A 22,581-nucleotide genomic window follows, 5' to 3' on the forward strand; every position below is an offset into this window, starting at 1 on the left:
AATCGGCGCCACTCCCGCGTCAAGGGCGCTCCTGCGTCGCGTCGCCTACGGCGATGGCCGGTGGCCACCCTTGACCCGCGAGCCTCTGCGCTCGAAAGGGCAGGCGTAAGGGGCAGGCCGGTGGCCTGCCCCAGGGGGCGCACGCGCCCCCACCCAGGGACAAACACCGTCCCCGACCCGCGCACGAACCTGACAGAAAAACATACACTGACCTGCTGCGACATGCACCTAAACCGCCACGAATATGAGTAAAAGACGGTAGGATAGAGTCATGATCAGTTCAGAGATACTCACCAAGGTTCACGCCACATTCGACATCGGTGCCCGCACGCTCGTCGGCGGGCGCGCCTATCAGGAGGACGCCCACCAGTCCGACTACGCCTACGACTTACGCGGCGGGTACGCGGTCGCTGTCGTCGCCGACGGGATGGGCGGAGCCGGGGGCGGATCCGACGTGATCGCGCACACGGCCGCCGATATCGCGTGCCGCTTGGCCGCCCTCCCCGACAACCAGTACTCCCCCGAGCACGTCATCCATGCCACCCGCGCCATGATGACCGTGCTTGCCGACTACGCCCCGGACCCGGTCTACCGCACCTACGACCAGGACCGCGCCGATTACCCGTTCCAGCTCCCGGACACCACCCTGGTACTGCTCACCGTCGACGCCGACACCTACGACATCGAAGCCGCGTGGCTCGGCGACAGCCGCGCCTATGCCCTGCTGCGCGATGGTCGGCTCATCCAGCTCACGCGCGATCACAACCTCGCCCACCTCGGCGCGCCCTGGTCGCTGACGCGGTCGCTGGGCTCCCTGGACACCGTGCCCGAGAGGGCCGGATGGCACCCCGGGCCGCGCCCGGACTGGCATCCGGCGCGAATCCTGCTGTGCACGGACGGAATTCACGAAGCCCTCCCCGAAAAAGCCATCCGCTACGCGCTCACCCAGGCCCGCACCGCCACCCGCGCCGCCGAGTGGCTCACACGCTGGGCCGTCCGCGCCGCCGGTCCCCACGCCGACAACGCCACCGCCCTCGTCCTCACCGTCAACCACCCCGAATAGGAGAAGCCATGAGCACCAACACCATTCAGAGGTGCCCGAAGTGCAAGCAGCGGCACGGGGTATGCATCACCTTCGCCCAGCTGCACCAGATCGCCCACGAGGCTCTCAGGCTCAGCGATTGGGGCCGCCTCGATGACGGCATGGCATTCATCGAAACCAAGTTCCTCGAGCAGGTGATCCGGTTCGTCGGCGCGGTCGCCGAAGCCGCCGAGGTTCCCCTGAGCTACATCGCATGGGGTATCGAGCACTACGGCGGATCCACGATCATCTACCGGTTCACCCACATCACGGTCACCGGTGACGCCCTCACCGCCGATGGCCGCCAATGCGACGACGAACTCCCCGAATACTGACCGCCCCCACCCGAAATACCGGCCGACTCTATCTGAAATGTTTTACCCAATATGCGTAAAACATAGAACGATAGAGATAGGATGAGGCGGTAGCCGAAACCGGCTGCTACCAGCGCAATTCGGTTCTTTGAGAACTTCACAGTGAATCAGCAAACCCCATCCCCGGGAGGGTTCCGGACCGGCCTTAGCGGCCCGGCACCCTCCCCACATCACCGGAGGTTTCCTGTGACCATCCCCCCGCCCCTGTTTCCTTCCCGCTGGGCCGCCAAACGAGCATTCGGCAAGGACGGTTGGCTCACCCGGCGCGTCCGGGAGGCCCTGCCCGAGGCCGAGAGCAAGCACGCCGAGCGTTTGGCCGCCGCACTGCGCGCCAATCGGCACGAACAGCACCACGACGCCGAGTTGCACGCGGTGTTGATCTACATGTCCCGCATGAACTCGCTGTGGCAGAGCGACCCGCTCGGACTGGCGGACCTCATCGTGCGTTTGCGCTGTGACCGGGTACGAGACGAGCTCTACGAGATCGCCGCCGGACGCACCGACCGGCTACACCCCACCACCGTCCCCGACGCCGACGCCGTGCTCTACGGGCTGCTCACCACCGCAACCAGTGGCCCCGACCAGGCCCACGCCGCCACTTTGACGGCGCTCACCATCTACACCCGCTACGGCGACGGCACCACCGCCGAAGTCCTGCTGGACAAGGCGTGCACCGCCGACCCCGAGCACCACGTCGCCAAGACCTTGCACCTTGCCGTCATTCAGCAGCTCGCGCCCCGAGATGTGGCCGCCACGTTCCTGCGCAGCCACACCCAGCACTAACCCGCCCCGACCGGGGCGGCACCCCCGCCCCGGCCACCCGCACCGAAGGAACGATCCCCATGCCCAAACGCCAGCCCGCCCCCCGCCCCGCCACCGTGGAGTATCTCGCCCCCGAGATCCGCGAAGCCATCGCAATCGTGGTGAGCGAGATCTACGACCGCGAGGAAGACGACTTCTACCAGCACGGCCCCGGCGAGCGCGGCGAGCACCCGTTCCTGGCCCTGGAACGGTTGCGGGTCTACCTCGGCCCCTACGTCCGCCCCCGAGAGGGAGACGCACCATGATCCCCTACCACGACCATGGCGAAGTGCTGGTCAATCTGCCCGACGTCGACGGCGACCTGATCACTCTGGCCCGCGACCGCGACGGCTACTTGCGCGTGATCGTGCACAGCCCAGGCAACTGGGAGACCTGGGTCCGTCTGGACGAGGTCTCCACCGGATTCCTCGAGTTCGCGCTGCGCCGCGAGCGCCTCACACCCCGCCGGACCTGACGCACAGAGCACCTCCCCGAAAGGACCCGTCATGGCCGCCCCCTGCCCGTGGCGTGCGAAGGACTAGCCGCAGGACCCGGACCCGGACCTGTTGTGCGAGTACCACATTGCCGAATACGAGGGCCTGAGCGTGCACCAGTACCAGCGCCGTAACGCCCTCGAGTACAGCGAATGGCTCGATTCCACCCACCGATGACCCCATCCGATAGGAGCCCGCATGTCCACCCTCCCCGAACCCCCCGACCCAGCGCAGCGAGCCCGGGAACTGCGCCAGGAAGTCACCCGCAGCTGGCACGCCGACGCCCATCCCGAGGCCGCCTACCCCGACCTCGCCCCCTCAGTGGCCGCCCGCGCCACCGAAGCCCGGATCGTGCGCACCCAAACCGCGTATGACCAGCACCTGAGCAAGCACCGCGCCGAACTCGCCGGAATCGCCGAGTTCGCCCACGACTACGCCGCACTCGACGCGCCCCCGTTCGCCGGAATCGACACCCCACCCTTCCCCGACCGGGTCCGGGGCTACACCTGGCACGGCCTCGACTAGAAGGGATGAAACACATTGATTGACAACAGTTTTCGTGACGTGACCGATGCCCGCTACCTCTACGGCTATCCCGTGCACAAGGTCGCGCAGCTGCGCGAGTACCGCAACCCGCACGGAGCCAGGATGCACAGCGTCATCACCCGATGCGGCATCGAAGCCCAAGCCATGGGCGACTGCCGCCACGACAGCCCGATGAGCCACGTCCGCAAAGCCGAATGGTGCAAAGCCTGCGCACCCAACGGCCGATGACACCACCCCCGCCGAGGCACCGCCCCCGGTCCGCGCGAGCACCGCCGCGCGTTCACCGAATCCCCTGCTTGCCGAACCAGACCCGCACCACCTGGCACCGGACCATCCTTAGCGGCCCGGTGCCAGGTGCCAACCACCGAGTCAAGGAGCACTCTGAGATGACCATCGCTACCAGCCCACCCGAAGCCGCCGAAACCTCAGCGCCGCAACCAGTTCCGACCGATCCCGCGCCGCGCTTCTACACCGACGAGGAGTTCCGCCAACGCCCGCCCGTGCCACTCACACCCGAACGCATCACCGAACTCACCGCGCAACTCGCCGCCACCGTGACCGGACGCGTCTCGCTCGAGGTAGACCCCGACGACCTGGTGTTCGGGCGCAACATCCGCACCGACGCCATCGAGAGCCTCACCGCCGATCTGCTGTGCTCAATCGCCGAGAACGGGTTCGAGCAGAGCCCCACGGCATGGATCAACCCGTACGGCTTTCTGCAGGTTCGCGTCGGCCACCGCCGCACCTTGGCCGCCCGGAGGGTGTCCTACCGGCCGTGCCCGGTGATCCTGGTCCCGCCGCCCCAAGGCGACACCCCGAAGCAGCAGCGGTGCGACGAGATCGGCACCCAGTGGGACGAGAACGAGCACCGGGCGGCGATGACCGAGGCCGACCGTATCGGCGCAGTCGATGAAATGCTCGATCTGGGGATGTCGGTCACCAAGGTCGCCCAACGGCTCAAAACCGTCACGCGTGAGGAAGTCAACGCGGTCAAGCGAATCCGCACCGCGAAGGCCCCGGACAAGGCCCGCGACGCCCAGATGGCGGGCTTGGACATCGTGCAAGCAGCGGTGGCCGCCGAACTCGATCCCAGCGACGAGGAAATGACCCGTTTGGTCAAAGCCGCTGCGAACGATGATTTCGACCGCAGCGTGATCGCGATCGGGCGTCGCCGCCGCGCCGACGCCGCACTGGCCCAGGCCCGCGACGCTTTCGCGGCGAAGGGCTACACGATCCTGGACCACGAGCCCCGCTACTACGACACCGACAAGCCCACCCCGATCAGCGAACTCGCCACCCACGGAGGACGCAAAGCCACCGTGAAGGACGTCACCAGCCCTTCGCATTGGTCACTGGTACTGAGCCACGAGGAACAGCCGATACTCATCGCGACCGGGGAGCCGGTCGAGGCCGACAGCGTCGATCAGCGCACCTATCTCGACCCCACCGCCCAACCGGCCGAAGGGTTGCACCACGCCGACGAGGTCCGTTTCGAACCGACCATCAAAGCCCACCACTACTGCAACGACCGAAAAGGCGCTGGCCTGAAAGTCGTCCGCGCCGGTGGCACTCCGAACACCGATCAGGGCGAGTCGAACCGGCGCGCCCGCAAGGCCAACGAGGCCGCACGGATCGACACCGAGGCCCGCCGCCTGTTCATCACTGCCACCCTCCTCAAGCGCAAAACCCTGCCCAAGGGGTTCATCCAATGGATCGCGCACGAAGTCCTGGCCGATCCCGACGCCCTGACCAAGCAGCACGCGCGAGGGTTCGCCGCCGACTGGTTCGGAATCGGTTCGGGGATGGGCCGTTTCGCGAAACTCTCCAGCGTCAGCGGCTACGACGACACGTTGCCCGCCGACAAGCAGAAGACCACCGATCAGCGTGGCCTGATCTTGATCGCCGGAACGTTCATCGCAGCGACCGAGGCCGGTATGCAGCCCAATGAGAAGCAGCCGCACTACTGGCGCATCACCCAGGCCAACCCGCACGTCTGCTACCTCGGCGACGCGAACGCAAGCGCCCGCTATCTGCGGGTGCTGGCCGCTGCCGGATACAAGCCCGGCCCGATCGAACGCGCCGTGATGGGCGAAATCACCCTCACCGACGCGCTCGCCGAGGCCGACGCCCAAAACACCTAACAGCACACGCCAGAGAAGGGGGCCGGAACCTATGCGGTTCCGGCCCCCGGAGTGCGAGGGCTGCCGCGACCGCCAGCCGTCCCCGACCTAGCGCAGCTCCCGCAGGCTCACCACCGAGCCGACGTACGTCCACACCGGGCCAGCCGGCATCGCACCGTTGCCCTTGTGCCGGCGGCCGGGGTCCGCGAGCTGCGCTCGCGCGGTGCTCGTCCCGTCGGGTGTCGGCGTGCCCCTCCGATCGGCACAGCAGGGCTATCACGGTGCGCCACGACGGCTCAAGGGAAAAGCGCCCTTGCCCCGCCGCACCGCACCGTGATCGGAGACGCCCAGCCGACCGGAGGGACCCACCAACACCCCATCCCCCCTGCGGTCCGAACCGGGTAGTGCTCCGCGGCCTGGCGGCCACGCACGGGGGCGCTGCCCCCGGAACCCCTGCCCTCGCCGGGGGGCAGCCAGCCCAGAGGAACGGGGCGCGAATGTCAAGCCCCGAATCTGCCGGAATCTCCGCCAAATACAGGCAACACGCATTGCCGAACCCACCGAAAAATACCCACTGAACAGGTCCGACACATCAGCGAAAACGACCCGAATATGCGTAAAACACTCTAGAATAGAGATAGAAGGTGCGGGACCGGGAATCACTCCAAAGGGGGCGAGGACCACCCCCGCTACCTATGTAATTTGACAAATTCACAGTGGATTCCCCAGCTCAGAACATCACCAGTTCTGTTCATTCTCGCGTACGGGAAATACCCGCGCGCAGACAGAAAGGAGCGCCCTCATGGGTAGCGACTACTGGGAACCCTCAATTTGGCCTTTCCGGGTCCTGCACCGCGTGCAGGACGAGGACGGCCGCCAGGTCTGGAAGCAGTGGGGAGGCCCTTACCACAGCTTGCGCCAGGCTGCCGGATACATGTCCGCCCACCTCAGGACCCCCGAAGAGAAGCGGATTTCAATCGTTTTCGTGCGATGCCCCGGCCCGCGTATCGGTGCCCAGTCCTACCGAGTAGTCACCCTGTGGCAGGGCTACTCGGCACCACCGGACGAATTCGGCCGAGGCCCCTACACCGATTCTGCCGAAGACATCGAATTCGAGGCATAGCCCATGCCGGACACAGGCGATAAAGGCTTCCCCGACATCGAGGATAGCGCCACAGATTCAGGATACGACACCGCATGGGTTTACGCCGCCGCACACAAATTCGCGGCACATGTATTGGACGCGGAAGATTCCCGCGCTATCGCGCATTACGCGGAATGGATTACCGCGCGGGTACTCGCCGCAGGCGGAAGCGAGGCATTCAACCCGATTCACTCGGACCAAATGAAGATCTGGGCCAGCCAAGGACACGGCCCGGACTGGTTACGCCCCTGCACCCCACCCAAAGAAGGGAACTAAGCCCCATGTTCGAAAACGCCGAGATCATCCACACCTACAGCCGAGCCCAAGCCATCGCAGACGGAGTGCTCCACGACTACATCGAACTCGCTCACGAAGCCGGATTTCGGAAATCGTTCGTCATCGCACATCACTCCTGGGTCGAAGCGGTGCACTGGCCCGAAGACGGAGGCCACGGCCAGAGCGAGACCGGCCGAGCGTGGGACGTCATCATGCAAGCCCATTTCGCCATCGCATCAGGACGCCATCGCAAGGCCCTCAAGACCAATCGGCTCGAGTTCACCGTCTACCGCCTGGTGCACGACAGCGACGACCCGACCCCGCGCCCGATCACCTTGGTAATCCACATCGGCCCCGGCGACGCAGGCGAACCCGTGTTCACCGTCATGGCCCCGCGCGACGAGTAACCCGCCACCACCACCCCGGAAATGGGCATCGGGCCGTCCTTAGCGGCCCGATGCCCGCACCACCCTACCCGAGCAGGCATCCCAAGGAGCCCCACAATGCACACCACGACCACCGCCGAAGCCACGTGCGAGTACTGCGTGAGCATGTCCAAGCTCACGCAACCTCACCGGCACCGCGCCGAATTGCTCGCAGTCCTGCGCCACGAAATCCGCTACTGCGCCGCCCGCGACGCCATCCGCACCTGGTTCGACGCCCAGTACGCCGCCTTGGCGACACACGACCCGATCACCACTCAGGCCCAGCGTGATGCCTACGTCCGCGCGATCCACCAGCGCTGGCACACCGAGCACCCCCAGGCCCAGGCCGCCACCGCCTGAGTAGCCACCGCTCAAAGAAATGGGGACCGGACGCCGAGTGCGCCCGGTCCCCTTTCCGAGTGACCCATCCCAGACCTGATACCCGGCCGACGAGGCCGTGAGGAGTTCTGACCATGGTCTACACCCGCACCGAATCCCGTTGCGACCGTGACGCACTCGTCACCACACCAGGCCCGAGGCTTGTGCCCGCCCCGCGTTTGGAGCCCCCCACCGAGAGTCGCACCAGCACGGTGCAGCCGATCCCCAAGGCTGTGCCCGCCCGCCCGCCGATCGATCACGGACCGTTCCCGATGTGGAGCGAGAACGGCGATATCCGCGAGCAGACATGGCACCTACTCGCCAACATCCTCGAGGTTCTCGACCACCGGCGCACCGCCCGCCAACTCCGTAACCACCTGTCCCGGCCGATGATCGCGTCCCTGGAAACCCGCGCCAAAACCACTCGCGGACAACGTCAGTTACACACCCTGCACATCTGCCGACCACGCCCCGACGTAATCGAAGCGTGCGCAACCGTATGGGTCCGCGAGCCCGCCCGCCCCCCGCGCGCGGTCGCTATCGCCGCCCGCCTCGAGCACCGCCAGCGCCGGTGGCTGTGCACCGCGTTCCGATCGATGTAGCGACCACGCCGCACCCGGCAGACCGCACCACTAGCGCAGGGGGCCAGTCGAACACAGCTGGCCCCCGTGCTTTCCATTCCCAGGCCACTCCCCCGGCCCTGAACGTGAATCGAGTAACCCCATGACTGGGAACACCACAGGCACACTGCCCGCCGATCAGACCGTCGAAGAGATTTTCGCCGAGGTCACCACCACATGCGGCCCAATCTTCGAGCAGATCGGTTGGGCAGAGGAAGAAATCCAAGCCGCCCAAGCCCGCTACCCCGCCCACGCCGACGAGATATGGCACAGCTTTTCCCTGCTCCAGCATGAGCACCCCCTCATGAACAACGAGCCGGTCTACCGGGCGCACTGCCGCGAGATCCTCACCAGGATCGGCACTGGTCACGGTCGCGGCACCCGCGCCGGAACCGCTGTCGAAGTGCTGATTGTCCTGCGCAAGGTCAGCCTTGCCGTCCCGCTCAGCACTGCCGCCGCTGGACTGTATTTCCGTATGTGGCAGGCCGCCGGATTGCCCGAGATCGACCCCGAGGGCCACACCGCCGACCTTTCCCACTACGACGCGATTGCGGGCAGCCAGATCGACGACTACGAGCGCGAAGTCCGCGCCCGCACCGCCAGGATGGGCCGCCTTCTGTCCCGCGACCTCCGTTGCTGCGGCCGCCACCACGGCGACCCCGTGCGATGCCGCTACACCGCCGAACCCGCACCGGCCGCAACGCAATTCGCGTCCGCATCGGCCGCCGGACCGGCCGAACAACTCACCCTGATCTAACCGCGAGTACCGGGGACCGGCCGAGCAGCACTGCCGCCGGTCCCCGCCGCGCACCTACCCGACCACCGACACCGAATCGAGTGATCACCCATGCAACAACGCGACACCCTTGGTACCGCCGCAGTCATGACGATGTGGGACACCGTTCACGCCGACTGTTCCACCCACGATGACCGGATCAGGTGGGCCGAAGAAGCCATCAGCGCCGCACAAGCCCGCCACCCCGACCAACACAGCACCCTCGACGCCGCCTTCTATCTGCTGATACCCACCCATCCCGGAATGTGCTCGGGACCGCTCTACCGGGCGCACTGCCGCGAAATCCTCGAGCGCGTCAGCGCCGGAGCCGACACCCGCCCCGGAACCGCCGTCGAAGTACTCATCACGCTGCCCACGGCCCCGACACTGCCACTCCCGACCACCACCGTCGCACTGTTCCTGCGCATGTGGAAGGCCGCTGAGCTCCCCGAGATCGAACCGCCCGCCCCACTGCCCGACTACGAAGCGACCCCCTACCAGCAGCTGCACATAGACGTCATGGAAAAGCAGGTTCGAGACCAGCTCACCCAAGACCAGCGCCCCGGACCCGAACCCACCCGACCGACCGACTAAATCCGCTGTGGCGGGCCGCATACCAGCGGCCCGCCACAGACCCGTCCTACCGCACCGCCAGCCGTACGGAACTGCGCTGGGGCTCCGTGCTGCCTTCCCGAGCGGCCGGCCCCCAGCCCACCCCGCGCCCGTACCCGGCCGGCGGCCGGGTACGACACCGGACGCGCGCCCGCTCGGGAAGACAGCGGCGAACCCACAAACCGAAGGACCCACCATGCCCAGCAAGCGCAAAGACCCCGCGATCTACATCGGCGACACCGTGCACACCATCAGCGCAGACGGCACCGAAAACCGTGCCCGCTGGACCGTCGAGGAAATCCATGCCGACACCGACACCGCGCTGATCAGCCGCGTGTCCAAACCCGACTTCCGGACCACCCGCTACCAAGACCGCCCCTTCCCTACCGCTCGCATCGCACTGGTACGCCACGGCAACGCCCTCGACGACGACCTGCGCCGCCTGCGCGAGCCCACTAGCCAGAAACCCCACCACAGCGACCGCACCCAAAGCCCCTACATCCTCGACGGCCACGCCCACCGCCCCAACACCCTCGTCACTACCGCCGATTCCATTGCGCCGGAAGGAGGTTCACTCGATGACCCGCACCGCTCGCCCCATCCGCCGGTCTGAGCACCCCACCGGACCCACCGAAGCCGGTCTCGGCGACGTACTCGCCGAGATCAGCGCGGACGCCGACCGCCGCACTCACGCGGCGATGTCTCCCGAGTGGAATTTCATTGCCGCACTGCTCAACCTCACCCGCGAGGAAGCCGTCGAAGTCCTCGCCCTGGTACACGCGGATGATCTCGCCGACCACCTCAGCAAATCCGTGTTCGTCATGATCCGAATCATCGTGGAGCAACGCGGCGAGCAACCCACCCCGCAAGCCGTCGCCGCCCTTGCCCGCGGACTCGGAGACAAGCTTGCCCCGCTCATGCTGTCCGCCGACCGCATCGCGTTATGGGTCGCCGGGGTCTACTCACTCGGCAACCCGATCACCACATGGTCCAGTGCCCGCCAAGTCGTCGAAGACGCCTACCGCCGGCGGTTTGCGCTCATCGGTACCCGCATGACGCAAATGGCCGACGCCTACGCCCCGATCCCCGACCTCGAGGAACTCGCCGGTGACGCCCGCCGCGACTGGTACACCGTCCGCTCCCGCCTGATCACACTCACCACCCGCGCCCGCCAATAACCCCGAAGGACCCCGCGATGGCCGTACACCCCGTAACCGCACTCGCACCACCACTCAACATGCGCACCTACCCCGACGGACACATCACCTACGACGTCCAACTCGCCCCCGACCTCACCATGCACGTCGCCAGCCTCTGGCCCCACGGCACCCGATACCAACTTTTCGTCGGATGCGGGCCCGAACTCATAGTCACCGGCACCGCCGCAGCCGAAATCCACATCCTCCGAGAAGCACTCACCCTCACCGCGGAATCCTCCGCCAACTGGTACGAGAAAACCGATCTGCTGAGCAACGCTCTGCTGGACCTCACGCGTCACCGCGTCGCGCTCGCCAGAGGTGAAAACCCCAGCCCCTAACCCCGCAGGCACAACGACGTGCCCAGGCAACCAACGCCGCTTGCCGCGCGGCAACACAAGCCCCTGTTTGGACCAGTTAAGGACTGGTCCAAACAGGGGCTTTTTGCGTGTCCAGGTCTGGGTGCCAGCGCGCCCCGAGACGAACTACTCGAGTACGGCCGCAGGCTCAGCCACCGCGACCGGCGCGGTCGCTGGCGGTTTCACCACTTTCGGTGTGGCTTTCTTCGGTGGCGCGACCAGGCGCAGCAGTCGCCGCACTTCCACGACGTCGAGCCCGGCCAGCTCTGCTAGGTCCGTCTCGCTCGTTCCGCGGTTCTTGATCCGCGCCAGCGCGTCCGCCTGCTCGCGCTCGGCAGCCGCGCCCGCCGCTGTGTACGTGTCGTTGGCCGCCGCTATCGCGGCATCGCGTCGCGTGGCCGCCCGCTCTACCGCCGTCGATGATTTCAGGAACGCCGTCAGATCGCCGGTGTTTTCCTCCTCGCGTTTGCGGTTGGCCGCCGCGACTTCGGCCATACGCGCTCGCGCGGTCTGCCGGGCGGTCACCCGGTCCCCTGTGCTCTGCTGTCCGCTCATTGCTAAGCCCTCCCAGACCGGGGCCGGTCGCGGCCCCTCGCGCCGGCTAGCGGCCCGGAAGGCCGGTAGCTGAGGTTTGCCCGAACAGTTGTTGATCTTCACCGTACGCCCGTACCGCCCTACTCATCCCCACTTTCAATACCGTGCGCCCCCTTTTCCCTTCCGCGCCCCCGTTTTCGATCCCACGCCCCTTGCCTGCACGTATCCCACCCTTCTACCCCCCTTTAAAGCCTCAATCTCGTACACACCTCTTGCACTATTGTGAATAACTCGGACTATCGCTTTAGAAGCGACAGTTTCGCCGCTACCAGCGGGACTATCGGATGGCGGTTTTCGTGACAGGTTCAGGTTTCCCCAGAACGCGCTGACGCACCCAGTCTCGCTGCTACCGTAAGGCGACATTGTCGCCTTTCCGTTGACAGTCGGGAGCGGATTTTGTCCAATATTCCTGGTTCCGCGGGGCTGGTTCTCGTCCCCGGAGTGCGTCATCTCGACGAGCCGGCAGCGGTATACGAAGCCATGCTGACGGGCTGGGAGAACCAGCAGAAATCACGGATATTGTCGCTCTCGACGATCGGTCCACGAACCGCGTTGCTGCGCAGATTCGCCGCGTTCACCGGTTCCTATCCGTGGTCCTGGACGGCCTCGGACGTAGAGGATTTCACTGTTTCGCTGACCTCGGTCTCGGGTGGGAGGTTGGCTCCCTCGACGATCCGTGGCTATCACCTGGTGCTGCGAATGTTCTGCGACTACCTCATCGATCCTCGCTATGAATGGGTGCGCCAGTGCCGAGACAGGTTCGGGCAGGTCCCTTCTCAGGTCTGCCATGAGTGGAACACCGTCGCGCATCTGAGCGACTACGAAGGTCGCCCCACGCGGCGGCCGCTGTCCTATGACGAGGTGCAGCAGCTGTTCGATTACCTCGACGAACGGGTCGAGCGGATCGCCGTCTCGGGCCGCAAAGGTGCGCTCGCGGCACTGCGCGATGCACAAATGATCAAGACCGCCTACGCCTACGGATTGCGGCGAACCGAGCTCTGCCGACTCGAACTTGTCGACCTGCGCCCGAACCCACACATGCCCGAGTGGGGCACCTACGGATCGCTGCACGTGCGCTACGGCAAGGCCACCCGCGGCAGCACACCGCGGCGGCGCACGGTGCTGACCGTGCCGGAATTCGACTGGATCGTGGCGGGCATGCGGCAGTGGGTCGAGCAGGCGCGCACGATCTTTCGCCCCGCCGATCATCCCGCGTTATGGATCACCGAACGCCTCACCCGGGTCGACGGCGCTTTCCTCGAACGTCGGTTCTCCCGCGCCCGCGCCGGCGCCGGGCTGGCACCGGAACTGACGCTGCATTGCTTGCGCCATTCCTATGTCACGCATCTGATCGAGTTCGGTTACCCGGAGCGGTTCGTGCAGGATCAGGTCGGGCACCGCTACGCCTCGACGACCGCGATCTACGCCTCGGTGAGTAACGATTTCAAGAATCAGACCCTGCGAAACGCCCTGCACCGGATCTATGCTCGCGCGCCCAAAACCACCGTCCCTCAGGAGAACAGGTGAGTCCTCGACAAGTCGCGATGCGCTGGCATCTGCGTCAGGTGATGGCTACTCGCGGCATCTTTCACACCAGTGACATGGTGCCGTTGTTGGCCGATCGCGGCATCCATATGACTCGCCAATACGTCCACAAGTTGGTGACCAACGCACCGTCGCGCATCAACACCGACCTGCTCGCCGCGCTCTGCGACATCCTCGATTGCCAGCCCAACGACCTGCTCGAACCTGTTGCCACGCAGGTCGAGCAGGCCCGCACCGGCACCGACGCGAACACCGAGGAAGGGCTCGGCATCGGCGATCTGCGTCCGATCCGCGCCACCGTTCGCCGCCCCTACGAGCACAACGAGTGACCCGCAAGCAGATCCCGCGCACACTCTGCCCGCACTGCGGCAAGACCGCGCTCTGCACTCGCCCCATCCTCGATGATCTGGTCTGCCAGACTTGTCAGCTGCGGTTTCTCCGCGCACCCAAACCTTGCCCGGGCTGCGAAGAACCGAAAGTACTTGCCTTCTACGATCACCAGCACCGACCCGCTTGCGCCACCTGCACCGGCAACGAACCTATCTACGCCTGCCCGCGCTGCGGACACGAGGACCGCCACTACGGCCGCTACTGCGCTCCATGCACCCTGCACGAGCGGGCCAGCGCACTGCTCGCTGATAGGACCGGGAAAATCCATCCACAACTGCAGCCGGTTTTCGATGCCTGGATGGCAGGAAAACGCCCACGAAGCACGGTGCAATGGTTCACCAAACCCTCAGCCTGCCCGGAAATTCTGCGCGCGATGGCCCTGGGTGATCTGCCGATCTCCCACGACACCTTCGAAGAATTGCCCAGCACTCGCCCCATCAACTACATCCGCGACCTACTCGCCGCGACCGGAGTGATCGAGCCCTATCAACCACTGATCGCGCGAACCACACACTGGCTCAACGAGATTGTCGGGTTGATGCCCAAGCACCACGCCGACATCATCCACCGCTTCGCCCAATGGCACCTGCTGCGCCGATTACGCCACCTCGAAAGCCAGAACAAGGTCACCCGAAGCGCCACCCAAAACGCCCGCGCGAACATCCTGACCGCTATCCGCCTACTGATCTGGCTCGACGAACACAGCATCGAACTCCCCGCGACCACCCAAGCCGACCTCGACCGCTACCTGGCCCGCTACCCCGGACGCGGCCCGATCCTGGCCCGGTTCATCGACTGGACCAACAGCACCCAACTCACCCACCAGTTGCGTGTTCCGGCGCCTGCGCGCCCAGATCTACAGGTCGAACTCGCCGAAGACCAACGCTGGCAACACATCGAAACCTTGCTGCACGAGACCACCATTCGCCGCTACACCCGCATCGCCGGATTGTTCATGCTGCTGTTCGCTCAACCCCTCTCCCGAATCTGCCGGATGCGACCCGAGCAGCTCACCCTGCTCGCGGACTCGGTCACCGTCACCTTCGATACGGTCGCCATCGAAATGCCCGCTCCGCTCGATGAATTGTTGCGAGAGCACCTCCACCACGGCGGCCCCGCCTCCTACGCCAACCACAACACATGGCTGTTCCCCGGACGACTGCCCGGCAAGCACCTGGTCACCGAGAACATCCGCGGCGAACTCGTCGCCCACGGCATCCGCCCCCACCACGCCCGCCATGCCGCGATGTTCCAACTCGCCGCCGAAATGCCCACCCCCGTCCTGGCCGAACTCCTCGGACTTTCCCCGATTACCGCCGGTCGATGGGCGGCACTCTCCGCACACACCTGGGCCCACTACACCGCCATGCGACACACAAGCCTTCAGGGCAATCACCACAACATTGAATTGTTGGCTAACACCATTTCCCCGAGAAGCCATCAGTCACCACAACAACCCCAATAGTCCTGGGTATCAATAGTATTGCTTCACCAACATTTCTGGGTCTACCCCCTTCCGATGCTGCGAATTGGCGCGCACACTCGATCTTGTGATGACCATCCACCCGATCCACGCGGGCGATGGCTACACCTACCTCACACGACAGGTGGCCACCGGCGACCGAACACGCGCCCACGGCCAAGGGCTCACCGATTACTACACCGCTTCGGGTGCTCCGGCCGGCCGATGGTTCGGGCGCGGCGCGCAGATCCTCGAGGTGACCGGCGAGGTCACCGAAGCCCAGATGCGAGCCCTCTACGGCGAGGGAATCCACCCCCGCGCCGACGACATCATGCTCGAGGTCTTGGGCGAGGGCGGATCGGTCCGAGATGCACTTGCTGCCACGAAACTTGGTAGCGGGCACCACCGGCGCGGCCAAGGCACCACCGATATCGCCGCCGCCTACGCCCACGGCAAAGCCGAATTCCTTCTCGCCCACGGCCGCTCCCCCAGCAAGGACGAATGGGCCCTGCTGCGCGAGAACGCCGCCCGCGACAGCCTCAGCCACGACCTCGGGCACGACCCGTCCGACCACGAGATCACCGGCGCCCTCGCCGATGAGAAACGGCACCTCGGGCACGCGGTCGCCGCCTACGACTGCGTGTTCACCCCGCAAAAATCGGTGTCGATCCTGTGGGGATTGGGCGATGACGACACCCGCCAAGCGATCTGGGAATGCCACGAGCAAGCCATGAAAGACACCCTGGACCGGATGCAGGACACCTACGCCCTGGCCCGCCGCGGCGCGGGCGGAGTCCGCCAAATCGACGCCGACGGACTGACTTTCGCCCTGTACCAACACTTCGACAACCGCACCGGCGACATGAATCCACACACGCACGCTGTCGTATCCGCACGAGTGCTCGGCGACGACGGAAAATGGTCCGCCCTCGACGCGCGCGCCCTCTATTCGGCGACAGTGTCGCTGTCGTGCCAATACAACGCCACCCTCACCGGCATGCTGCAACGGCGCCTCGGCCTGCGGTTCGAAGAACGCTACCGAGGCGGTATCTCCAAGGCCCCGGTCCTGGAAATCGCGGACGTGCCAGAGGAAATGATCACCGCGTTCTCCCGGCGCCCCAACATCCTGCGCGCCACCGAGGAACTAGTCCGCGACTACCGGACCAAGCACGGCCACTCCCCCAGCAAATCGACCCAGATCAAACTCACCCAAGCCGCCACATTGGCGACCCGGGATGCCAAACCGCTCCCGAAAACGTTGCGGGAGATGCTCGCCGAATGGGCGCAGCGCGCCGAAACCCTGCTCGATGACGGACGCACCGCCGAAGAGTTCGTACGCGATGTCATCTACCTGAGCAACCACCCCGACGCCGTGCGCGGCTACGACCCCCAGCACGCCGCACTGGCCGCCGGCATCGCGCTCGGCGGCGCGAAAGGGATCGCCGAAGCACCACGCAGCCGCATCCGCGCTGGGATCGCCCAGGCCCTGCGACTATATGAATTCGACACCGACCTCGCACGGGAGACCGCCGCCACCGAGGTCGCCGCATTGCTGGATCCGGCCAACGACAGCAACCTCCTGGACCGCCTGGAACTGGCGGCTTCCTCCGCTGAGCGCACCGTGTACGACCCCGAACGCCTCGTCGCCGACGTGCTCGACACCGTGTCTCGCCGACGCCCGACCTGGACCGAAGTACACATCCGCGCCGCCGCCGAAGACCGAGTCGCCCTGTGCCACTTCGACTCCGACCACGCCCAACGCGAAGCCGTGGAACAACTCGTCGCGACAGTGCGCGGGCAGTGCCTGCAACTGAGCATCGACCCCGACCCGGTACCCGCCGCGCTCGCCCGACGCAACGGGGAAAACGTGTACAGCACCCGCGCCGCGACCACCATCCGCTACACCAGCCAAGCTGTTCTGGACGCGGAAACCGCGCTGTGCGACGCCGCCCGCACCCCGACCACCGAGTTCGTCACCACCGCCGCGGTCGATGCCGCTATCGCCGCTACCGAAGCGACCACCGGACAGAAGCTCAATGCTGGTCAGCGCGAGATCGTGCGGCACCTGTGCACCTCCGGCACCCGGTTGGCGGTCGCGATCGGGCCCGCCGGAACCGGGAAAACCACCGCCATGCGCGCGGTCGCCCGCACCTGGATCGATGACGGGCGCACCGTCATCGCCCTCGCCCCGCAGAAGAGCGCCGCCCGCATCCTCGGCGAGGAAATCGAGGTCCCCGCCCGCACCATCGACGCCCTGCTCACCATCATCCGCAACGGCGGCGACGCCGGACTGGCCGCCGGAACGATGCTTTTGGTCGATGAGGCAGGCATGGCCAACACCCACAACCTGCACGCACTACAGACCATCGCCGACGACGCCGGGGCGGTGGTGCGCTGGATCGGCGACCCCGCGCAACTGTCCGCTGTCGAGGCCGGTGGCATGCTGCGCCTGATCGCCCGCGACACCGCCGCACCCCACCTGCAAGAAGTCGTGCGGTTCACCGATCCGGACGAGGCACAAGCGTCCCTGGATGTGCGTGACGGCGACGCCGAGCAGGCCTGGGAGTTCTACAAACACGCGGGCCGCGTCGTGTCCGGGATGGCTGATGAGCTGCGCGAACAGATCCTTACCGCGCACCTGGACGACCTCGATGCCGGGGTCAGCAGTTTGATGATGGCCGCCACCCTCGACGATGTGCACCTGCTCAACGGGGCCGCCCAAACCGCCTACGGCTTGCGCGGTCACCTCGACACCACCACCGCCGGTGCACTGTTGGCAGACGAGCACTCCGCGCACGCGGGCGATCTGATCGTCACCCGCCGCAACACCAACCGGCTGCGTATCACTGGCGGCTACCGCCGCGGGAACCCGGTCGACAACGGCGAACAATGGCGGGTGCGGACCGTGCACGAAGACGGGTCCCTCACCGTCGTCGGCATCACTCACCGCGGGCACGTCCATCTGCCCGCCCGGTACGTGCGGGACTCGGTGGAACTCGGGTACGCCAGCACCGTGCACCGCGCCCAAGGAATGACCGTCCAACGCGCGTATGTGCTCATGGGCTCCGCACTCGGACGCAGCCTCGCCTACGTCGGACTCACCCGCGGCAGCGAATACAACGGCATCTTCCTGGCCACCGACACCCTGCCCGAACCCGACCTCGACCACGCCCCCGGCGAGGAACTCACCGACTACCAGGTGTGGTGCCGCGAACTCGCACGCGACGACGACAACATCAGCGCCACCCAACGACTACGCGAGGAAATCGCCGCCGGAGCCGACGACCCGCAACGCACCCGCGAGATCTACGACTACGCCCGCACCCTCCTCGCGCACCCCCGCCTGGAGGATCTGCTCGAGCGGGCCCTGCCGGTAGATCTGGCCCAGCAGGTGCAAGCCTCCCCGCACTATCCGACGCTGCTGGACACCCTCGACCTCGCCGACCAGGCAGGGGTGGACACCACCACGCTGGTCGGGCTCATCGCGACCGATCGCTGGCGGGCCACCGACGACACCCTCGACGACACAGGCGATCCCGCCGCAGTATTGCGGGCCCGCGCCGACCGCCACATCGCCCGCCTACTCGGGCTGCCCGCCCGTAGCAGCGAAGGCAAATTCAGTGCGGTCCGCGACCTGCAAGTACCCGAACTTCCCGCACTGCCACCCCGCCATCCCGGCATGGACCGCGAGCTCGCCGACTACGCCGCCGCACTGTTCGAGCGCCTCAGCCTCACCGACAAGGTCGAGGAACTCGAGGCCAATCCCGACCGGGTCACCGCCATCACGAACCTCGCCGACGCCCTGGCCCTGGGCACCGACAACGCCGCGGAGTTGCCTATCCGGATCGACCGGATGCACGCGGACTACGAACACTGCGCGAAAGTGTTGGGCCGGGACTGGGCGCGCTACCAGCTCGCCGAACAACTCCCTGCCGGGCTACACCGACAGGTGGTGGACGGACGCGATTACGAACACCTCCTCGACGTGCTCGCTGATGCCCGCGCCGCCGGCCTCGACACCACCGCGCTGATCACCGAGATCACCACCGCGACCGAACCACGCCTGGTCCGCGGCCGCGATACCGCCACCGTGTTCGCCCAACGCGCCGCGACGATCCTCACCCAGCACCACCTCGAGACCGGCGAACCGGTCACCGCACCGACCCCGACCCCGCTGCCTCCGGAGCATCCCGGACGAGATCGCGCGGTCGCCGATCACGCCACCGATCTGCTGCACCAAATCGGTGTGTTGCAGCAACTGCACCTGCACCAGCAGATGCAGACGCAGCCTTTCCGGATGCTCACCTCGAGCGCCCTCGATACCACGATCCGGCAGTTGCGCAACACCGCCACCATTCTCGATCCGGCAGAGCTATCGAACACCGGCCGCAGCTCCCTCGAGGCACAGGCGCATGCCCAACACCAGCAGTTGGACGTCCACTGCGACAGCATTCGCGCAGCGCAACAAGCCTCCGCCACAGCACAGCAGGCCGTACACGCGCTCGCCGGCGCCGAGCTCGCGGTACAGCAAGCCCAGCACGTTCTCGACGAGCTGCCCACCTACCGGCGCACCGCACGCCGGGACGCGGCCACCGAGCTCGCCGCTGCCCATGCGATCCGCACCGAGCTGCAAGCTCGCGCCCGCACCACCGCTGCATCGGCAGCCCGCGCCCGTACCGAAACCGGTGTACCCGAAGCGCAATGGGCGGCGATGCTCGCGCGCGACAGCGACACCGTGCGGGCCGCCGAACTCGCCACAGCGCGTGCTGCAGATGCGCGGACGCAGGCTGCCCGAGAACGGCGGGAAGTACAACGAACCACGGCCGCCGGACGACTCGAGCAGGCACAGACCGAACGCGCCCGCCGCCGCGGCCTCTCCCCCACCGAACGCGCCCTCGAACAGCGCTGGCGTGCAGCTCACCCGTACCCCGAACAGGACATCGAACCCGAACACGACGCCACCCCACCCGAACAGGAACTCGGTCACGGGACCGACCAAGGCGCACATCTGTAGAAGTCGAAATCGCCAATTCGTCACCCTGCCAACGCAATACACTCGATACATGTACGTTCCGTGCGCGGTGTTCCGGCGGACTCCCCTCGAGCGAGCCGACGAACGCCTTGCCTGGGACCGCGACGATCAGTACTTCTTCGCGGCCGGCGCATGTCACGTCCTCGCGTATGCGTTCCTGTCCTGCCACAACGGATTCGGGGCGATGGGGCTATGGCCTACCGGTGCTGAAAACCCCGGCCATGTGTACGCCTCGAACGGGGTGTGGGCCTTCGATCACTCCGGATGGACACCGGAACCGGAACTTCTCCTCACCTCCCGCGCGGCCGAACCCCGCCCCGACTATCAGGCCCGGCCGATCGATTTGGCTCTGGACGAGCTGTGCGCCCGGTACTGGATGCGCGGCCGCCGCGAATTCGCCCACGACCCCTGGCAACGCGCCCACGACTACATCTCGCGATTTCCCGACCCACGATCGCAGCACCCCGGGGATCAGAAATCCAAGGCGAGCTGAGTGTCCTCACGATCGGCAGGTCGCGCCCGCCCCGGATGCTGGATCGGCGGTGCGGCCCGCAATGCATGGATCTGCGGCAGATCAGGTTTGACCTGACCCAACCGGCGCGCGACTTGCGCCGGGTCGGATTCATCGGCAACTACGTGCTGGGCGTGAGTGGCGCGCAGCACCCCGGGGCCGATGCCGTCCCCATTACGCAGCCCTGCCTCACGGCCGAGGTCGCGCACGACGTCCTCGATCTGCCGCTGCGAGAGCCGCCGGAGATCACAGTCGGTGCCGTCGTTGTCCCCCGCGAGGAAGAATGCTTTGATCCGCAGGTCCCCCAGCAGTTCCCTGCGCTCGGCGTCCCATTCGGCTAGCGCTGTGCGTGCACGACGCGGCAGGTAGACCCTGCGGCCAGGCGCAAGCACGAAACTGCGGGGGCCATCGAGTACGACATGGTCCGCGTCGAGGGCCTCGGCCTCGGATTCGCGCAGCCCACCGTAGAGCAGCACCATCACGACCGCCAGATTCCGTGCCCGGCGAATGCGGAACAGCCTGGTGTGGGCTGCGCGCTCTTGAGCGGTCGCGATCAGCTGGGACTGCTCGGTGATTCCCAGAGGGCTGGTGAGGACTCGGCGGATCTCGGCAGGGGCAACAGCGGTGCCGCCGAGCCCGAGGAACTGGAAATAGGCATTGACCGCCGCCAGGGTCACATTCCAGGTGCTCGGAGTACGCCCGAGACTCTTCAGATGCTGCAGGTAGACCCGCACTGCCTCATCGCGCCCTTCCGGGGTGATGAGCGCATGCCGGTGGTCGGGGCCGGCATCGCGCAGCCAGCTCAGGAACAGGGCCACTCGCCGGGCGTATTCCACCCGGGTCCGCGGCACCAGCGGGCGGTCGCGGCGGGCAGCGAGCCGCAGCACGAACACCGGATCAACGACGTAGGGATCGGCAGGGTCGGCATCGGCCGTCGCCGCGGCCTGGTCCGCAGGAGTGCCTTCGGCACTGTCCATGGTGTTCACCTGCCTTTCCTGTGCGATCTCAGTCTCGAGCATCGCAGCAGGTACCGACAAGCCTGACGCAACAACCAATTTGTCACGAACCCAATCGCTTGTGGCCGTGACTAATTGAGTATTTTAGCGCGGTTCTAATACAACCTCGGACGGATATGGAGCCCGATGGACGGACTCGGAGGTGGCCGCACCCGCATACTGGTCGGTGCGGGACGGGGGTTTGGTGTGATCAGCGTTCTCATCGCAGCCGTGGGAATTGCGGGGACGGTTCTCGGGACGGTGCTGACCGCCGCAATCGCGGCCAGGGCCGAAGGGCGTCGGCAGGCCGTGGCGGAGCGGCAGCAAGTGCGGCAAGAGCTGACGCAGCAGGACAGCCAACTGCGGGAGTTACGTCTCGAGCATCTGCGGTGGCGGCGAGAACGCCGTCAGAGCGTGTACCTCGATCTGCTCACGGCCATAAGTGCCGCGGATCGGGCCGACCAGCAGTACTTTCGCGAACTGGACACCGCGCCGGCACCGGTAGCGGTGGACGAGGCTCGACTGGCCGCGATTCGTAGCCTGTTCAAGGACACCGAACAGGTCTATTACCTGGTCGCCCTCGAAGGCCCGACCAGCGTTGCCGAGGTAGGGCAGAGGTTGATCCAGCAGCTCGGTGCCCTGGTTCGCGATGTCCGGGGTTTCGCCGAGGCGCACGCGCAGGCCGCGGCAGATCTCGACGAACGCCGCGGAATCGTCGAAGCCGCCGGGAGCGCCTTCATGACGGCACAACGTGAGTTCCTCGAGGCCGCTCGCGCCGCACTCGACGAGATCGTCGGCGCGCCTTGAGAATCGAAGAACCGCAACGGTGGGGCGCGCTCGGTGTCGATTGA

At 66.4% G+C, this 22,581-nt stretch carries 25 protein-coding genes; 23 read left to right on the top strand and 2 right to left on the bottom strand.

What is annotated here, in order from left to right:
- Positions 1-271 precede the first annotated feature (271 nt).
- From OG326_RS42360 to OG326_RS42440, 17 genes are all read left to right on the top strand, one after another.
- Positions 272-1,063 carry a PP2C family protein-serine/threonine phosphatase gene (locus OG326_RS42360; RefSeq protein ID WP_327146797.1) on the top strand — a complete coding sequence of 264 codons (792 nt, stop codon included), beginning with the start codon at positions 272-274 and terminating at the stop codon, positions 1,061-1,063.
- Between the two features lie 8 nt (positions 1,064-1,071).
- On the top strand, positions 1,072-1,416 hold the full coding sequence (locus OG326_RS42365; protein ID WP_327146798.1) for a hypothetical protein: 345 nt from the start codon (positions 1,072-1,074) through the stop codon (positions 1,414-1,416).
- Positions 1,417-1,641: 225 nt separating this feature from the next.
- On the top strand, positions 1,642-2,238 hold the full coding sequence (locus OG326_RS42370; RefSeq protein ID WP_327146799.1) for a DUF4192 family protein: 597 nt from the start codon (positions 1,642-1,644) through the stop codon (positions 2,236-2,238).
- A gap of 59 nt (positions 2,239-2,297) precedes the next feature.
- Positions 2,298-2,522: a hypothetical protein gene (locus OG326_RS42375; RefSeq protein WP_327146800.1), complete on the top strand. Its 225-nt coding sequence runs from the start codon at positions 2,298-2,300 to the stop codon at positions 2,520-2,522.
- A complete protein-coding gene (locus OG326_RS42380; protein WP_327146801.1) occupies positions 2,519-2,731 on the top strand; it encodes a hypothetical protein in 213 nt (70 codons plus the stop codon). Before OG326_RS42375 ends, OG326_RS42380 begins: the two co-directional genes overlap by 4 nt.
- 217 nt (positions 2,732-2,948) lie before the next feature.
- On the top strand, positions 2,949-3,275 hold the full coding sequence (locus OG326_RS42385; RefSeq protein ID WP_327146802.1) for a hypothetical protein: 327 nt from the start codon (positions 2,949-2,951) through the stop codon (positions 3,273-3,275).
- 15 nt (positions 3,276-3,290) lie between these two features.
- Positions 3,291-3,524, top strand: coding sequence for a hypothetical protein (locus OG326_RS42390; RefSeq protein ID WP_327146803.1), 234 nt, complete (start codon positions 3,291-3,293; stop codon positions 3,522-3,524).
- Between the two features lie 158 nt (positions 3,525-3,682).
- Positions 3,683-5,437, top strand: a complete 1,755-nt coding sequence (locus tag OG326_RS42395) for a ParB/RepB/Spo0J family partition protein (RefSeq protein WP_327146804.1) — start codon at positions 3,683-3,685, stop codon at positions 5,435-5,437.
- 781 nt (positions 5,438-6,218) lie between these two features.
- Positions 6,219-6,539: a hypothetical protein gene (locus tag OG326_RS42400; protein WP_327146805.1), complete on the top strand. Its 321-nt coding sequence runs from the start codon at positions 6,219-6,221 to the stop codon at positions 6,537-6,539.
- Positions 6,540-6,841: 302 nt separating this feature from the next.
- Complete coding sequence (locus OG326_RS42405) at positions 6,842-7,243, top strand: DUF6573 family protein (RefSeq protein WP_327146806.1); 402 nt, start codon at positions 6,842-6,844, stop codon at positions 7,241-7,243.
- Between the two features lie 96 nt (positions 7,244-7,339).
- The gene (locus tag OG326_RS42410; RefSeq protein WP_327146807.1) at positions 7,340-7,621 is read left to right on the top strand and encodes a hypothetical protein; all 282 of its coding nucleotides are present in this window, start codon (positions 7,340-7,342) and stop codon (positions 7,619-7,621) included.
- A 113-nt stretch (positions 7,622-7,734) separates the two neighbouring features.
- Complete coding sequence (locus OG326_RS42415; RefSeq protein WP_327146808.1) at positions 7,735-8,241, top strand: Rv3235 family protein; 507 nt, start codon at positions 7,735-7,737, stop codon at positions 8,239-8,241.
- A 121-nt stretch (positions 8,242-8,362) separates the two neighbouring features.
- Positions 8,363-9,016 (top strand): hypothetical protein, encoded by a 654-nt coding sequence (locus OG326_RS42420; RefSeq protein ID WP_327146809.1) that lies wholly within the window; start codon positions 8,363-8,365, stop codon positions 9,014-9,016.
- Between the two features lie 126 nt (positions 9,017-9,142).
- Positions 9,143-9,628: a hypothetical protein gene (locus tag OG326_RS42425; RefSeq protein ID WP_327146810.1), complete on the top strand. Its 486-nt coding sequence runs from the start codon at positions 9,143-9,145 to the stop codon at positions 9,626-9,628.
- A 214-nt stretch (positions 9,629-9,842) separates the two neighbouring features.
- Positions 9,843-10,259 carry a hypothetical protein gene (locus OG326_RS42430; protein ID WP_327146811.1) on the top strand — a complete coding sequence of 139 codons (417 nt, stop codon included), beginning with the start codon at positions 9,843-9,845 and terminating at the stop codon, positions 10,257-10,259.
- The gene (locus OG326_RS42435; protein ID WP_327146812.1) at positions 10,225-10,824 is read left to right on the top strand and encodes a hypothetical protein; all 600 of its coding nucleotides are present in this window, start codon (positions 10,225-10,227) and stop codon (positions 10,822-10,824) included. Before OG326_RS42430 ends, OG326_RS42435 begins: the two co-directional genes overlap by 35 nt.
- A gap of 17 nt (positions 10,825-10,841) precedes the next feature.
- On the top strand, positions 10,842-11,183 hold the full coding sequence (locus tag OG326_RS42440; RefSeq protein ID WP_327146813.1) for a hypothetical protein: 342 nt from the start codon (positions 10,842-10,844) through the stop codon (positions 11,181-11,183).
- Between the two features lie 144 nt (positions 11,184-11,327).
- Here OG326_RS42440 and OG326_RS42445 read toward each other — a convergent pair whose 3' ends face one another.
- Positions 11,328-11,756 (bottom strand): hypothetical protein, encoded by a 429-nt coding sequence (locus OG326_RS42445; RefSeq protein WP_327146814.1) that lies wholly within the window; start codon positions 11,754-11,756, stop codon positions 11,328-11,330.
- A gap of 435 nt (positions 11,757-12,191) precedes the next feature.
- Here OG326_RS42445 and OG326_RS42450 point away from each other — a divergent pair, with 435 nt between their 5' ends.
- The 5 genes from OG326_RS42450 (at position 12,192) to OG326_RS42470 (ending at position 20,717) form a co-directional block, all read left to right on the top strand.
- Positions 12,192-13,322 carry a tyrosine-type recombinase/integrase gene (locus OG326_RS42450; protein WP_327146815.1) on the top strand — a complete coding sequence of 377 codons (1,131 nt, stop codon included), beginning with the start codon at positions 12,192-12,194 and terminating at the stop codon, positions 13,320-13,322.
- 17 nt (positions 13,323-13,339) lie between these two features.
- Complete coding sequence (locus OG326_RS42455; protein ID WP_327146816.1) at positions 13,340-13,669, top strand: helix-turn-helix domain-containing protein; 330 nt, start codon at positions 13,340-13,342, stop codon at positions 13,667-13,669.
- Positions 13,666-15,195 (top strand): hypothetical protein, encoded by a 1,530-nt coding sequence (locus OG326_RS42460; RefSeq protein ID WP_327146817.1) that lies wholly within the window; start codon positions 13,666-13,668, stop codon positions 15,193-15,195. The genes OG326_RS42455 and OG326_RS42460 overlap by 4 nt, the downstream gene beginning before the upstream one ends.
- A gap of 88 nt (positions 15,196-15,283) precedes the next feature.
- Positions 15,284-20,206 carry a MobF family relaxase gene (mobF, locus tag OG326_RS42465; RefSeq protein WP_327147031.1) on the top strand — a complete coding sequence of 1,641 codons (4,923 nt, stop codon included), beginning with the start codon at positions 15,284-15,286 and terminating at the stop codon, positions 20,204-20,206.
- A gap of 49 nt (positions 20,207-20,255) precedes the next feature.
- Positions 20,256-20,717 carry a hypothetical protein gene (locus OG326_RS42470; protein WP_327146818.1) on the top strand — a complete coding sequence of 154 codons (462 nt, stop codon included), beginning with the start codon at positions 20,256-20,258 and terminating at the stop codon, positions 20,715-20,717.
- On the opposite strand, the gene OG326_RS42475 is transcribed toward OG326_RS42470, so the two are convergent.
- Complete coding sequence (locus OG326_RS42475) at positions 20,696-21,712, bottom strand: tyrosine-type recombinase/integrase (RefSeq protein WP_327146819.1); 1,017 nt, start codon at positions 21,710-21,712, stop codon at positions 20,696-20,698. The genes OG326_RS42470 and OG326_RS42475 overlap by 22 nt on opposite strands.
- 165 nt (positions 21,713-21,877) lie before the next feature.
- Here OG326_RS42475 and OG326_RS42480 point away from each other — a divergent pair, with 165 nt between their 5' ends.
- Positions 21,878-22,537, top strand: a complete 660-nt coding sequence (locus OG326_RS42480) for a hypothetical protein (RefSeq protein WP_327146820.1) — start codon at positions 21,878-21,880, stop codon at positions 22,535-22,537.
- Positions 22,538-22,581: the final 44 nt, after the last annotated feature.

This window comes from Nocardia sp. NBC_01327 (assembly GCF_035958815.1).
Taxonomy (GTDB): domain Bacteria; phylum Actinomycetota; class Actinomycetes; order Mycobacteriales; family Mycobacteriaceae; genus Nocardia.